This window comes from Vagococcus changpingensis, from assembly GCF_058211775.1.
This window is the reverse complement of sequence record NZ_JBYVZB010000003.1, coordinates 33,842-49,227: the sequence shown is the minus strand read 5'-3', so window position 1 is coordinate 49,227 and position 15,386 is coordinate 33,842. Positions and strand designations below refer to the sequence as shown.

General features: G+C 34.1%; 13 protein-coding genes and 1 other RNA gene. 13 read left to right on the top strand and 1 reads right to left on the bottom strand.

Annotation, left to right across the window (positions count from 1 at the left end):
- Positions 1–71 precede the first annotated feature (71 nt).
- A complete protein-coding gene (tadA, locus tag AC37UB_RS06740; protein ID WP_490685495.1) occupies positions 72–602 on the top strand; it encodes a tRNA adenosine(34) deaminase TadA in 531 nt (176 codons plus the stop codon).
- Positions 603–609: 7 nt separating this feature from the next.
- Positions 610–709, top strand: an RNA gene (ffs, locus tag AC37UB_RS06735) — signal recognition particle sRNA small type.
- A 78-nt stretch (positions 710–787) separates the two neighbouring features.
- Here the strand turns inward: ffs and AC37UB_RS06730 are convergent.
- On the bottom strand, positions 788–1,210 hold the full coding sequence (locus AC37UB_RS06730; protein ID WP_117973227.1) for a cupin domain-containing protein: 423 nt from the start codon (positions 1,208–1,210) through the stop codon (positions 788–790).
- A gap of 276 nt (positions 1,211–1,486) precedes the next feature.
- Between AC37UB_RS06730 and fadE the strand changes: the two genes are divergently transcribed.
- The 11 genes from fadE (at position 1,487) to pdhA (ending at position 15,383) form a co-directional block, all read left to right on the top strand.
- Complete coding sequence (fadE, locus tag AC37UB_RS06725) at positions 1,487–2,689, top strand: acyl-CoA dehydrogenase FadE (RefSeq protein WP_490685494.1); 1,203 nt, start codon at positions 1,487–1,489, stop codon at positions 2,687–2,689.
- A gap of 171 nt (positions 2,690–2,860) precedes the next feature.
- On the top strand, positions 2,861–3,763 hold the full coding sequence (locus AC37UB_RS06720; RefSeq protein WP_117973225.1) for a LysR family transcriptional regulator: 903 nt from the start codon (positions 2,861–2,863) through the stop codon (positions 3,761–3,763).
- A 263-nt stretch (positions 3,764–4,026) separates the two neighbouring features.
- Positions 4,027–5,208: an acetyl-CoA C-acetyltransferase gene (locus AC37UB_RS06715; RefSeq protein ID WP_242093736.1), complete on the top strand. Its 1,182-nt coding sequence runs from the start codon at positions 4,027–4,029 to the stop codon at positions 5,206–5,208.
- Between the two features lie 26 nt (positions 5,209–5,234).
- A complete protein-coding gene (locus AC37UB_RS06710; protein WP_117973223.1) occupies positions 5,235–6,353 on the top strand; it encodes an acyl-CoA dehydrogenase family protein in 1,119 nt (372 codons plus the stop codon).
- Between the two features lie 18 nt (positions 6,354–6,371).
- Positions 6,372–7,226 carry a 3-hydroxybutyryl-CoA dehydrogenase gene (locus tag AC37UB_RS06705; protein WP_117973222.1) on the top strand — a complete coding sequence of 285 codons (855 nt, stop codon included), beginning with the start codon at positions 6,372–6,374 and terminating at the stop codon, positions 7,224–7,226.
- 14 nt (positions 7,227–7,240) lie between these two features.
- On the top strand, positions 7,241–8,026 hold the full coding sequence (locus AC37UB_RS06700) for an enoyl-CoA hydratase-related protein (RefSeq protein ID WP_117973221.1): 786 nt from the start codon (positions 7,241–7,243) through the stop codon (positions 8,024–8,026).
- Positions 8,027–8,066: 40 nt separating this feature from the next.
- Positions 8,067–9,353: an acetyl-CoA hydrolase/transferase family protein gene (locus tag AC37UB_RS06695; protein ID WP_490685493.1), complete on the top strand. Its 1,287-nt coding sequence runs from the start codon at positions 8,067–8,069 to the stop codon at positions 9,351–9,353.
- A gap of 22 nt (positions 9,354–9,375) precedes the next feature.
- Positions 9,376–10,239: a YtnP family quorum-quenching lactonase gene (locus AC37UB_RS06690; RefSeq protein ID WP_490685492.1), complete on the top strand. Its 864-nt coding sequence runs from the start codon at positions 9,376–9,378 to the stop codon at positions 10,237–10,239.
- Positions 10,240–10,266: 27 nt separating this feature from the next.
- Positions 10,267–10,923, top strand: coding sequence for an MIP/aquaporin family protein (locus AC37UB_RS06685; protein WP_490685587.1), 657 nt, complete (start codon positions 10,267–10,269; stop codon positions 10,921–10,923).
- A gap of 301 nt (positions 10,924–11,224) precedes the next feature.
- Positions 11,225–13,831: a magnesium-translocating P-type ATPase gene (gene mgtA / locus AC37UB_RS06680; protein WP_490685491.1), complete on the top strand. Its 2,607-nt coding sequence runs from the start codon at positions 11,225–11,227 to the stop codon at positions 13,829–13,831.
- 439 nt (positions 13,832–14,270) lie between these two features.
- Positions 14,271–15,383: a pyruvate dehydrogenase (acetyl-transferring) E1 component subunit alpha gene (gene pdhA / locus AC37UB_RS06675; protein ID WP_490685490.1), complete on the top strand. Its 1,113-nt coding sequence runs from the start codon at positions 14,271–14,273 to the stop codon at positions 15,381–15,383.
- Positions 15,384–15,386: the final 3 nt, after the last annotated feature.

Genomic DNA, 15,386 nt, shown 5'->3' with positions numbered 1-15,386 from the left:
TTTATTTTATGTTAAAGTTATTCTAACATAAAACTAAAGTTTAAAAACATCTTTTATAGAGGGGTTAAAAAATGTTAGAGAAGTTAAATAAATTATCAGAACAAGAAAAAAAATATTATATGAATGAAGCCTTATTAGAGGCTAAAAAAGCTAATATGATGGGGGAAGTTCCTATTGGAGCGGTAGTTATTTTGGATGGGAAAATCATAGGGCGTGGACATAATGTACGTGAATTTTCACAAGATGCTACAACACATGCTGAAATGATTGCTATAAGAGAAGCAAACAGACAAGTGGAGAGCTGGCGATTAGAAAAAGCTCACTTGTTTGTCACTCTTGAACCTTGCCCAATGTGTAGCGGAGCAATTCTTTTATCGAGGATAGAAAACGTTTATTTTGGAGCGATGGATCCAAAAGGTGGCACAGTAGGTTCTTTGATGAATTTATTGCAAGATAGTCGCTTTAATCATGAGTGTTACGTCGAACAAGGAATTTTAGAAGAGGAATGTAGTACAATATTAACCCGTTTTTTTAAAGAAATAAGAAAAAGAAAGAAAGAAGCAAAAAAGACTAGTAATCTATTAAAAAATGTTGTACAATAATACATGCCGTTATGGCTAGGACAATGGTGGACCGATGAAGCGTGTCAGATCTGGAAGGAAGCAGCACTAAGTTGGTGCCGCCATGTGTCTGATTTTATATAGGTGTTAGGCCTATTTTTTTTGCTTAAAATTAATAAAAAACACGCCACAGTGAGTTGCTCGCTGTGGCATTTGTTTTATATTATTTAGTCTTCATTAGGGTCATCAATAGCATCTTGATGAGTTGGATGAACGGTTCCAGGTAAATGATCTGGACCAGCGTATAAAGTATAAAGTTTTAATGGTTTATCACCAATGTTTTCAACATTATGCCACATATCTGCTGGAACAAAAATGGCATCATCATCAGAAACTTCTTTAACAAATGTTAAATTATCTTCAGTATCTCCCATTTTGCATAACCCTTTTCCTTCTTCAATACGTAAAAATTGGTCAATACCATGGTGGACTTCTAAACCAATATCATCCCCAGGTAGAATGGACATTAAAGTCATTTGCATTTTTTTGCCTGTCCATACAGTTGTACGGTAATTGTCATTTGCCAAGGTCCATTCTTCAACGTTTTCTACTACTGGTTTTTGTCCTCTGTCTGTAAAATCAAAACTCATTATCTATTCCTCCAATGCTATTTTATATGTCTATCATAACATAAAATAATCCGTTTACAAGTAATTGTTATTATTTGATAATTATTATAATCTAAAAAAAGGCAACTCTTATCATAGAATAAAGAGCAAAAACTAAATAATGTAAAGGCTTTATAAAAGTATTAATAAAACTAATAGTTTACATAATTTTTGTTAAGTAGCAATGTTCGTGAAAACGGATTATTATTTGATTGTAAGTAGGAAATAACAAAAAATAAATTTTTGGAGGAACACAACATGTCATATTTAGAAGAATTGAAAGAGTTTTATTCGTTAGATTTGTATGCCTTTTCAAGAGGGTTGACTGAAGGTGAATTCACTGTTCTTAAAAATTTACGAAAAGTTCTAGAAGAAAAAGTAAAACCAGTTATTAATGAGCACTGGGAAAAAGCTGAATTCCCATTTGAAGCATTTGGTGAAATTGCTAAAGTTGGTGTAATGAACAGTCCATTATTATTTGAAGGACGTGAAGGAAAACGTAAACCAAGTGAATTATATAATGCCTTTTTATATTTAGAACTTGCTAAATTAGACGCTTCAATCGCAACATTCTATACAGTTCATGGTGGATTATGCTACAACACAATCTTAATGGGTGGTAGTGAAGAACAAATCGCTCATTACGCACCAAAAGTGGCGTCATTTGAATGGCAAGGATGTTTTGGTTTAACTGAACCAGATCATGGGTCAGATATTGCTGGTGGACTTGCAACAACTGCTGAGAAAAAAGGCGACAAATGGGTTATCAACGGAGAAAAACGTTGGATTGGTGGAGCAAACACTGCTGATATCTTACCAATTTTTGCTCGTGATACAGCTGATAACAAAATTAAGTGTTTCATCGTACCTGGTGGTTCAAAAGGACTTAGAGTTGATGTTATCCAAAATAAAGTTGCTTTAAGAGAAGTACAAAATGGTCATATCTATTTAGATAACGTTGAAGTTGACGACAGCACTCGCTTAGAAAATGTTAATGGATTTAAAGATGTTGCTCGTATTTTACGCGCAACACGTGCGGACATCGCTCATTTAGCAATGGGTATGACTTATGGTTCATTAGAAGCTGCACTTAAATATGTTAAAGAGCGTGACCAATTTGGTAAAAAAGTTTCTTCATTCCAATTAGTTCAAGAAAAATTAGCTCGTATGGAAGCAAACGTTGTCGCAACATTAGCTTACTCTGCACAATTAGCTAACTTACAAGAACAAGGTGAATTCTTAGAAGAAAACTCTGCATTGGCTAAAATGCATAATGCTTTAAGAATGAGAGAAACAGTTGCTTTAGGTCGTGAAGTATGTGGTGGTAACGGGATTACATTAGAAACTGACGTAGCTCGTTTCTTCGCTGATGGTGAAGCAATTTACTCTTATGAAGGAACTCACGAAATTAACGCACTAATTGTTGGGCGTTACTTAACTGGACAAGGAGCTTTCGTTTAATTTTTAATTATTAATTTTCCAATTATCACAAACTTTTGAATTAAATAGAGTATAAGCTGCTAAATTAGTCATGGATTTAGTAGCTTTTTTTGTCGGACAAACGCTTTTATGTTGATTTTTATTTAGCGTATGAGTATTCTTAAAAGAAAGAAGCTAGAAGGGGTTAACAGCATGGATATTCAACAGTTATATTATTTTATGAATATTGTCGAGTGTGGTTGTAATTTGTCTTTAGCAGCAAAAAAAATTCATATTACACAATCTGCATTGAGTCAGTTGATTATAAATTTTGAAGCCAATGAGGAATTGGTTTTGTTTTATCGAAAAAACGGTCGTTTAGATTCTCTTACGCCAAGTGGAGAGAAATTATATGCTTACGCTCAACAAATTACTAAGTTACATGAGCAAATGAATGATATGGTAAGAAAAGAAGCAGCAAAACAAAAAGGAACGATTCGTATAGGGCTTCCTTCGCTGATTTTACGTATTTTCTTTTCTTCGTTTTTCCCGAAATTCACTCTAGCCAATCCAGATATTCAAATTGAAATCATTGAAGGTGGGAGTAACCAATTAAGAAAAATGCTATTTCAAAATGATTTAGACTATGCTATTTTAATTGAGCCAACAAGTTTAGATCCTAAAGCATTTGAAGAACATGTCATTCAGATTGATGAAATGACGGCATTTGTGTATCATGATCATCCGCTTGCTTATAAAAAAATGTTGAACTGGGAAGATTTAGAACCTTATCCGATTGGAACTTTCAATGAGAGTTTTACCACAAATGAATTGGTTAGAAATAAATTAGCAAAAATAAAAAGTAAAGCAAAAATTATGTTTCAATCCTCTTCATGGGACTATTTAGTAGAAGCAACTCAAGAATCTAAAATTGTTACAATTCTACCTTCTCCAATTGAGAGAACAATGGATAAAACGTTGTTTAAGGAGATTCCATTTAAGGATCCAATTCCGTTTAATGTATTACTTTGTAGACCGATAAAAGCGACTTATTCTGAAGTTGAAAGTAAAGTATATGAATCCATTCTTAGTTACTTTTATCAACCAATGATTTAATTTTGTAGAAACATGACTCTTTTTGATTCATGTTTTTTTTATTAAAATATAAAATTATCAAATGTTAAAAGAAAATTATACTTATTATGCTAATATTTAATGAAAGAGTCTATAAAAACCTTGTTTAATAAGATTTTTAAAGTCTATTAGTTTAACTAATAGTATAAATTATATTTACTTGTTAGATTTTTGTTATGTTTCGATATAAAATAATAAGTGTAAATGAAGCGCTTTATTAATTGGCGCTATAGGAGGAAATATAAGTGAAAGAAGTAGTAATCGTATCAGCTAGAAGAAGTCCAATTGGAAGTTTTGGTGGAAGTCTTAAAAATATGTCAGCCGTTGAATTAGGAAAAAAAGTATTAGAAGCATCTTTAAAAGATATTAATTTAGATCCATCATTAGTTGACGAAGTGATTTTAGGAAATGTTTTATCAGGTGGGTTAGGACAAAACGTTTCACGTCAAGTCGCAATAAACGCTGGCATTCCTCAAGAAAAATCAGCCTTCACTATTAATAAAGTTTGTGGTTCAGGATTAAAAACAGTTGTTCTTGCTGCTCAATCTATCATGTTAGGTGACAATGAGATTGTTGTTGCTGGTGGGACTGAAAGTATGAGTCAAGCACCTTATGTTTTAGAAAGTGAACGTTGGGGTAAACGTATGGGAGATGCTAAAGTAATCGATACAATGTTATCAGATGGTTTAGTAGATGCTTTCCACGGAATCCACATGGGAATCACTGCAGAAAACATTGCAGAAAAATTTGGCTTTACAAGAGAACAACAAGATGAATTTGCTGCAAAAAGCCAAAATAAAGCAGAAGCAGCTGTTACATCAGGACGCTTTAAAGAAGAAATCGTTGAAATTGAAATTCCACAACGTAAAGGTGAACCAGTTATCTTTAAAGATGATGAATTCCCACGTTTTGGTTCTACTGTAGAAAAATTATCAAACTTACGTCCAGCCTTCAAAAAAGATGGCACTGTTACAGCGGGTAACGCATCTGGCGTGAATGATGGTGCAGCAATCCTAGTATTAATGTCACGTGAAAAAGCAGATGAGTTAGGCCTAGAAGTTTTAGCTTCAATCGAATCATATGCCTCAGCAGGTGTTGATCCAACAATTATGGGAACAGGTCCTATCCCTGCAACTAAAAAAGCATTAGAAAAAGCTGGTTTAACAGTGGAAGATTTAGATTTAGTGGAATCAAATGAAGCGTTTGCATCTCAAGCAATGAGTGTGATGCAAGAATTAGGATTAAATGAAGACATTACAAACGTTAATGGTGGCGCAATTGCTCTAGGACATCCAATCGGAGCAAGTGGTGCACGTATCTTAGTAACATTACTACATGAAATGAAAAAACGTGATGCGAAAAATGGATTAGCAACTCTATGTATCGGTGGCGGACAAGGTATCGCTTTAGTTGTTAAGCGTGGTTAATTAAGTGAAGTAAAGGGGTAAGCACAATGGAAAAAAGACATGAGCTAGTGCAACAAGTGATGAATTACTCTCATAAAGAATTAGCAAAAGTAGCAAGATATTACGATACGGTAGATAAATTTCCAGAAGAACAGATGAAACATTTATTTCAAATGAATATTTTGCCAAGTTTATATAAACAGTTAAATAATCTTACCTATCATGATTACTTAAGCGTTATTCGGCTAGTCTCTAAAAATTTTCCAGCACTTGGTAGTATTCTGCTCACACAAGAAAGTCATTGTGCTTGGCCTATTTCACAATTTGGAACAGAAGAACAAAAGAAACAGTACTTAGATAAAGCATTAACTGGTGAGTTTTATGGCTGTTTTGCTTTAAATGAACCTATTACAGGTAGCGAAATTGAAGAAATGAATACGATTGCCAGACAAACAGAAACAGGTTGGGTATTATCAGGAAACAAAGATTATATTTCAAATTCTCCTATTGCCAGTGTGTTACTGATTGCGGCTAAAACTATGAGTCTTGATGGCGATGAAGGCTATGCTGTGTTTGTCATTGATAAAAAGACCAATGGCATAAAAGTCGGTGAACTTGAAGAAAAGATGGGGATTAAAGCACTCCCTGTTGCCAGTGTGACCTTACAAAATGTTGAAGTATCAGATAAGCAGTTGTTAGGTGGCGTAACAGATGGATTAGTTCAGATTCAATCTATTTTAAATCGAAACCGTCTAGCAGTTGCAGCACAATCCTTAGGAATCGCAGGAGGAGCACTTGATAGAGGATTGAAATATGTATCTTATGATAGAAATTTAGGAAAACGCTTAATCGATATGACCTCTACACAATTTAAGCTAGCAGATATTGAAACAGGAATTTATTCTGCTAGGTCTTTACTGATGCAGGTAATTAATTCTGAGCAAGAACAAGATGAACGCATGGTCGCGATGACCAAATTGACTGCATCTAACTTAGCAATTGATGCAACAGAAAGTATTATAAATATGAGTGGTGGTTATGGTTATATGCGAAACAATGATATCGAGAGATTTGTACGAGATGCAAAAATTACAGCGATATATGGATCATCATCTAATCGATTAAGACGTATCATAGCAAAACCGTGGATAGATAATAAAATGTAAAGTAAAGGACGTATAAAAATGGAGATTAAAAAGGTAATGGTTGTCGGCGCAGGACAAATGGGAAATGGTATTGTTCAAGTCTTAGCAACAGTTGGCTACGATGTTTATATGAATGACATAACGGAAGAAGCAACACAAAACGGTTTGGAAAAAATTAAAGGGTTTTTAGCAAAATCAGTTAAACGTGGCTCTAAAACAGAAGATGAAGTAACAAAAATTTTAGATAGAATCACACTATCAACATCTTATGATGATGCAAAACACGTTGATTTGATTATTGAAGCTGCAACAGAAAATAAAAGAATTAAATTAGATATTTTTAAACAGTTAGACGCGATTGCACCAGAACATACAATTTTAGCCACAAACACATCTTCTTTATCAATTACTGAAATCGCTTCAGTAACAAGTAGACCAGAAAAAGTAGTCGGAATGCATTTCTTTAATCCAGTACCACTGATGAAATTAGTTGAGATTAACCATGGTATGGCAACAAGTGATGAAACAGCAAAATCTATTTTAGATGTAGCAAGTAAAATGAGAAAAGTATCAATTGATATTAAAGACTCACCAGGATTTGCAGTAAACCGTATTTTAATTCCAATGATTAATGAAGCAATATTTGTTTTAGGTGAAGGCGTTGCTACAGCTGAAGAAATTGATGAGTCAATGACACTCGGTGCAAACCATCCGATGGGACCTTTAGCATTAGCAGACTATATTGGACTAGATACGTGTTTAGCTATTATGAACGTGTTATATGATGGATTTAATGATTCTAAATATCGTCCAGCACCACTACTTAAAAAATACGTAGAAGCAGGATGGTTAGGAAATAAAACAGGAAAAGGTTTTTATAACTACAAAAAATAATGGAGGAATCATGAATGAAAACATATAAATACTTAAGTTTATCTGCTGAAAATGGTGTTGGGACATTAAAAATCGAACGACCTAAAATGTTGAATGCTCTAAGCACAGGAGTTTTAGAAGAAATAGATAAAGCCATTGATGAAGTGAGCTCTAGACAAGACATCGATGTGTTATTAGTAACAGGAACAGGTGAAAGAGCTTTTGTTGCTGGAGCAGATATTTCAGAGATGAAAGATAAAACAGTGTTTGAAGGACGTGCATTTTCAGAAATTGGGAATAATGTCTTTTTAAAACTAAGCACATTAAGACAACCAACGATTGCTTGTGTGAATGGATTTGCTTTAGGTGGCGGTTGTGAATTAGCTTTAGCGTGTGATATGAGAATTGCTTCAGACAATGCAAAATTCGGTCAACCAGAAGTTGGATTAGGGATTATACCAGGATTTGGTGGCACGCAACGATTAACAAGACTTGTGGGAATAGGTATAGCAAAAGAATTAATTTTCACAGGTAAAATTGTGTCAGCTGATGATGCTTTAAGAATAGGATTAGTAAATAAAGTGGTTAGTTTTGATGATTTACAAACAGAAGCAATGGATTTAGCTAATCAAATTAGAAAAAATGCTCTACTTGCGGTAGAACTAAGTAAAGAAGCAATTGATTCGGGTATTGAAATGAGTTTAGCTAATGGAGTAAGACTTGAAGCAGAAGTATTTGGCTCATTATTTTCAACGAATGATCAAACAGAAGGTATGGATGCATTCGTCAATAAACGTAAACCCAAGTTTGAAAAAAACTGAAAATTCAGAAAATACTGACAATAATAAGGAGAGTTTAACTATGAATTACGATAACTTATATAATGAAAAAATTAAGTCAGCAAAAGATGCAGTCAGCGTGATTGAACCAGGAGATGCTATTATTTTTCCAATTATGCCAGGTGAACCACCCGCATTATTAGATGCTATTCGTGAAATGGATACATTAGAGGGTAACTCTTTATATCGTATGCTACCTAGTTTTCCAACAGTTGATGTAGAAAAATCAAAATTACGCCAAATTTCAATCTTTTTATCAGGCATGGATAGAAAAGGAATGAATGCGGGAAACATTGATTTGCTACCAAATCATTTTTCTGACATCCCTTCTATTTTGAAAAAACGTGAAGGTGACAAATTAGTCATTATGGCAACAGTATCGCCAATGGATGAAGATGGAAACTTTTCATTAGGTACTAGTCCATCTTACGTTGCCTCATTAGTCGAAGGTGCTAAACGAATTGTTTTAGAAGTGAACGAAAATATGCCAAGAACATTTGGTGAAAAAAATACAATTCACATAAGCCAAGTCGATGCTTTAATTGAAAATAATGTTGAGTTACCAGAACTTGTTAGTCCAACACCAAATGAAAAAGATTTAGCTGTTGGTCGTGAAATTGCGAAAAAAGTAAAAGATGGTGACACATTGCAAATTGGTTTTGGTGCAATGCCTAATGCTGTAATGGAATATTTGACAGAGAAAAAACATTTAGGATTGCATACAGAAATGCTTCCTGAAAAATTAGTTGACTTAACTGAAAAAGGTGTTATTGACAATAGTGCAAAAGAAATTCATAATGGTAAGTCAGTTGCGACTTTTGCCATCGGAAGCAAGCGACTTTATGAATTCATGAATAATAATCCAGACATTTTAATGTTACCGTGTGATTACACAAATAGTTTTGACACAATTAGTCAGATGAAACACTTATTTGCGATTAATTCTGCTATTGAAGTTGATTTCCTTGGTCAATGTAATTCAGAAAGAGTGAAAGGGCTTTACTATTCGTCGACAGGCGGCCAATCTGATTTTATGAAAGGGGTACGTTTAACAGAGAGTGGTACTGGAGTTATTTGTTTATACTCGACAGCTAAAAATGATGAGATTTCGACAATCGTACCAACTTTATTCGAAGGTGCTCCTGTTGCAACATCAAAAAATGATATTGATACAGTTGTGACTGAATATGGTAGTGCAGAATTAAAGGGTAGTACAATTTTTGAACGAACTGAAAGATTAATCAATATTGCTCATCCTAAATTTAGAGATGAATTAAAAGAAAAAGCTAAAGAAATGAACTATATGTAATCAACTACTAGGAGGAAATCAGATGGATACATTAACGTTTCATGATATGACACTAACCTGGTTAGAAGGTGGAATGACTTGTTTGGATGGTGGAGCGATGTTTGGCGTTGTACCAAAACCAGTCTGGACAAGAAAATATCCAGTGAACGAAAAAAATCAGATTGAGTTACCGACAGACCCTATATTAATTCAATATCAAGGTAAAAATTACTTGATTGACGCTGGTGTAGGAAATGGAAAATTTACGGATAAACAAAAGAAGATTTTCGGTGTTGCTTGGGAGTCTGAAGTTGAGTCATCTTTAAAAGAATTAGGATTGACTTTTGAAGACATTGACTTTCTGTTAATGACTCACATGCACTTTGACCATGCAACTGGATTAACTAAACCAACTGACGATGGTGGTTATGTATCTGTCTTTCCAAATGCAAAAATATATGTTCAAGCCATTGAGTGGGAAGAAATGCAACATCCTAATATACGCTCGAAGAGTACTTATTGGGCCTATAATTGGGAACCAATCGTTGATCAAGTGGTTACTTATGACAAATCAATTGAAGTAGCAGAAGGTTTGACAATAATTCATACAGGTGGGCATAGTAATGGACATGCTGTGATAAAATTTGAACAACAAGGTGAGACGATGATTCATATGGCAGATATTATGCCAACACATGCTCATCAAAATCCTTTATGGGTTCTAGCTTATGATGATTACCCAATGACATCGATAACAAATAAAGAAAAATTATTAAAAGAAGCTTATGAAAACAACTATAAATTTATTTTCTATCATGATGCCTTTTATCGAATGATTCAGTGGGACAATGAAGGAAAAGAAATGATTGACACTTTGGAGAGGTCCAGAGAGAGAATTATAAGGTAAGTGTAAAATATAGGGGGAAGTATTTTGATAAAAAAAGGGTTAGCAGAAGTAATAGGGACATTCTTTTTAGTCTTTATTGGTACAGGTACTGCAGTATTAAGTGGTAATGTTGTTGGAACGTTGGGGATTGGTCTAGGGTTTGGTTTAGCGATTATGGTTGCTGCTAATACAATCGGACAAATTTCTGGGTCACATTTGAATCCAGCTGTAACACTAGCTTTTTTAGTAAATAAACGTCTTGGTGTCCAAGATTTTATTGTTTATGTCGTTGGACAAATTATTGGAGCGATACTTGGTACTGGGTTACTAAGATTGATTTTAGGAATGACTGATTTAGGTGTAGATAACCTAGCTCAAACAACTTATCAAGGTATTTCAACAACAGGCGCATTTATCATTGAAATGACGCTAACAGCCATTTTAGTATTTGTTATTATGTCTGTGACAAGTAAAAAAGGTGAAACCTCTTATAATGGTTTAGCAATTGGTTTAACTTTAACAATGTTACATTTTATTGGGGTTCCTTTAACAGGCATGTCAGTAAACCCTGTGAGAAGTTTATCGCCAGCAATATTTGTTGGAGGTGACGCGATGAGTCAACTATGGTTATACATTTTAGCACCATTAGTAGGTGGTTTAATCTCTGCAGTGATTGCAAAAACGTTACTACAAACAGAAGAATAGATAATACCAACAACCACAGTCAATTGATTGTGGTTGTTTTTTTATACAACAAATAAACAACAATTTAATAACGAGGTGTAGGACATAATAAAAATACTAATAACGCTACAATATGAAGTGGAAGATAGATTAAAACGTTATATTATAAGGAGTGTTTGTACAATAAATTGTTTATTATGAAGTTTTTTTATTGTTATTTTATAAATAATGTACACTTTATTTATAAAAACTCAGATTAAATGAAAAGAATTCTCATGCATGTTATGATAAAGGAGAGACTTTAGTTGTAGGAGGAATGCACATGGCAAAAGAAGAATCAGTAAATAAAAAGAATGACGAGTTAAAAAAGTTATCTAACTTAAGTGCTAGGGAATTAATGATGGAGTTTCGAACGTCACCTGATGGACTTAGCTCTGAAGATGCTGAAAAACGGCTAGATGAATTTGGCGAGAATAAGGTAAATGTACAAAAACCTAAACCTTGGTATAGAGTGTTATTTGAATCATTCATGGATCCATTTATTTATGTTTTAGCAGCATTATTAATCGTTTCAGCTTTAACAAAAGATTTTGAAGCGGTTCTTGTGATGAGTACGATGATTTTAATCAGTGCATTTATTCGATTTGCTCAAGATTTCAAAGCACAAAAAGAGTCACTGTCATTACAAAATTTGGTGAAACATACTAGTGCGGTTAAAAGAGATGGCGAAATAAAAGAAAGACCAATGGAAGATGTGGTACCTGGAGACATTGTATACTTATCAGCTGGAGATATGATACCAGCTGATGGGGTTCTTATTTGGACGAAAGACTTGTTCGTTAATCAGTCTTCTTTAACAGGGGAGTCGATGCCTGTTGAAAAATTTGAGTCAGATAAGGTCGATGTAAAAGTGGATGAAGATACCTCAGCGATTGATCTAAATAATTTAGTATTTATGGGGACAGATATCTTGAGTGGTCAAGGTGAAGTCATTATTTTAAGAACAGGTCAAGATACATTCTTTGGCGATATTGCGGAATCTGCTAGTACGGCCCGTGCGTTAACAAGTTTTGACCGTGATCTAAATCGTATCAGTAAATTATTATTAAAAATGGTAACAGTATTGTTCCCAGTCGTATTTTTGATAAATGGTTTATCAAAAGGGGATTGGACACAGGCGTTCTTCTTTGCGATAGCAGTTGCAGTTGGGTTAACACCAGAAATGTTACCGATGATTGTGACTAGTAACTTAGCCAAAGGGTCACAAACACTAGCTAAGAAAAAAGTAATTGTAAAAGAATTAAATGCTATTCAAAACTTAGGGTCAATGACCGTTCTTTGTACTGATAAGACAGGAACTATTACAGAAGATCGAGTGGTATTAGTAGAACATGTTAGTCCTTTAGGGGATTCAAATCAAAAAGTATTAGACATGGCCTATCTCAATTCAAACTATCAAACAGGTTGGAAAAATTTAATGGATCATGCCATTATTAATTATTATGAAACCAATCCAGATAAAATGATAACAGATAAAATTGAAAAAATAGATGAGATTCCATTTGATTTTTCTAGGCGTCGTTTGACAGTGGCACTAAAAAGAGATGGCCATCAATTGATGATAACTAAAGGAGCCGTTGAAGAGATGTCGGCCATTTGTTCATATGTTGAAATTGATGACGAGATTGTTCCACTCACTGATGAGTTGATTGAACAAATGTCAGATGTAAACAGACGAATGAATGAACAAGGGATGCGTGTGATTACGGTCGCTTATAAACGAGACGTCCATGACACACCGACTTATGCTGTTAGTGATGAATCTGATATGATACTAGTTGGGTTTGTTGGGTTTTTAGATCCAGCAAAACAATCAGCCGTTACAGCGATTTCTTCCTTGCATCAACATGGAGTTAACGTAAAAGTATTAACAGGAGACAATGAAATTGTGTCTCGAAAAGTGTGTCGTGATGTCGGCATTGAAGTCGGTAAATCCTATATAGGAACAGATATAGACGCTATGGAGGATGACGAATTAAAACAAGCAGTGAATGACGTGCAACTATTTGCGAAGTTAAACCCAATGCAAAAAGCAAGAATTATTAATACGTTAAAAGATCAAGGTGAAACAGTTGGGTTTATGGGAGATGGAATCAATGATGCTCCAGCGTTAAGAGCGGCAGATGTTGGGATTTCAGTTGATACTGCGGCTGATATTACAAAAGAAGCAAGTTCCATCATTCTTCTTGAAAAAAGTTTAGTTGTATTGGAAGATGGTGTGTTAGAAGGACGTAAAGTGTTTAAAAATATGATGAAGTATATCATGATTACGATTAGTTCTAACTTTGGGAATGTTTTTTCCGTTTTAGTTGCTAGTGCGTTTCTACCATTCTTACCTATGCTATCGATTCAATTGTTAATTCAAAATTTAGTGTATGATATTTCGCAACTTGCTATGCCATGGGATAATGTCGATGAAGAGCAAATCATGAAACCAGTAAGATTTGATATAAAAAATCTGTTGCATTTTACTCTCTTCATTGGGCCAATCAGTAGTGTTTTTGATATTATCACCTTTGCTGTGATGTGGTTTGTGATAAGTGCGAATACAGTTGCACAGCAAAGTGTGTTTCAATCTGGTTGGTTTTTAGTTGGATTATTTACGCAAACACTGGTTGTTCATGTCATTCGTACGGAAAAAATACCTTTCATCCAAAGTGTTGCTAGCCCACAAATGTTAACGATGAGTGCGTTAGCTATCGGGTCAGGGCTGTGTATTATTTTATTTGAACCATTAAGACAAGCATTTGATTTTGGCGAATTACCAAGGGAGTATTGGATTTGGTTGATTGTTATCAGCTTTTCTTATTTAATATTGCAACAGTTAATTAAAAAACTTTATATAAAAAAATATCATAAATGGATATAACGTGAATTTAATCACTTTCTTCATAAAAAAACAATAATGTTTTGAATTAAAAGAACTCTTTGGGATAAAGGGTTCTTTTTTTAGTAAATAGGGTAAATTTGTTGAGATAAGAGAATGAGTTAGTCTGGAACCATGTAAGATAGCGTTTTTAAAGAATTTTATATATAACAGATTTTTGTTTCAACTGATACAGTTTTTGTTTTTTTTACATAGAAATTAAATTTGATAGATAAAAAAACTTGTAAAGTGATATTTTTCACTATGTTTTCACAACGTTATTCAATAAGGTTTTTAAGATAAAAAAATCGAGCGGATTGCTTGCAATGTGAATAAAGTCATGTTAAATTGAATTTGTCAAATTGAAAAAAAGTAATACAGTTTTTTTTCCTGTTTGAGAAACCAATATGATTACGTAAAAAAGAGAGGAATGTGTAACAATATGGCTAAGAAAAAAGTAAACCCACTTGATTTTGCAGCATTGATGGAAGACATTAACGCAGATTTTCCAACGATTCAAGTGTTAGATAAAGATGGTAAGGTTGTTGATAAAGATTTATTACCTGATTTATCAGATGACGAATTAGTAGAATTAATGACAAGAATGGTATGGGCAAGAGTTTTAGACCAACGTTCAACTGCATTAAACCGTCAAGGACGTTTAGGATTCTACGCACCAACAGCTGGTCAAGAAGCAAGTCAATTAGCAAGTCAATTTGCTATGGATAAAGAAGATGTGTTATTACCAGGATATCGTGATGTTCCACAATTAATTCAACATGGTTTACCACTTAGAGATGCATTTTTATGGTCAAGAGGGCATGCAGCAGGTAGTGAATATGCTGAGAGCTTACAAGCTTTACCACCACAAATCATTATCGGAGCACAATATGTGCAAGCAGCTGGCGTAGCTTTAGGTCTTAAAAAACGCAACAAACCAAACGTTGCATTTACTTATACAGGTGATGGCGGTTCTTCACAAGGTGATTTCTATGAAGGAATCAACTTTGCAGGAGCTTACAAAGCAAACGCTGTATTCTTTATTCAAAACAATGGTTATGCCATCTCAACTCCACGTGAATTACAAACAGCCGCTAATACATTAGCTCAAAAAGGTATCGCAGCTGGTATTCCAAGTATTCAAGTAGATGGTATGGACGCATTAGCAGTATATAAAGTAACTAAAGCAGCTCGTGAATGGGCAGCAGCAGGAAACGGACCAGTTTTAATTGAAACATTAACATTCCGTTATGGACCACATACATTATCAGGGGACGATCCAACAAGATACCGTACTCAAGAAGTTGAAGATGAGTGGCATGCAAAAGATCCATTAACTCGTTTCAGAATTTACTTAACAGAAAAAGGTTTATGGTCTGAAGAAAAAGAAGAACAAATTATTGAACAAACTAAAGAAGAAATCAAAACAGCTATCAAAGCAGCTGATGCAGCACCAAAACAAAAAGTTTCAGATTTCTTGAAAAACATGTTTGAAGTAACACCTAAATTAATCCAAGAACAAATTGACACATTTGAAGCAAAGGAGTCGAACTAAATC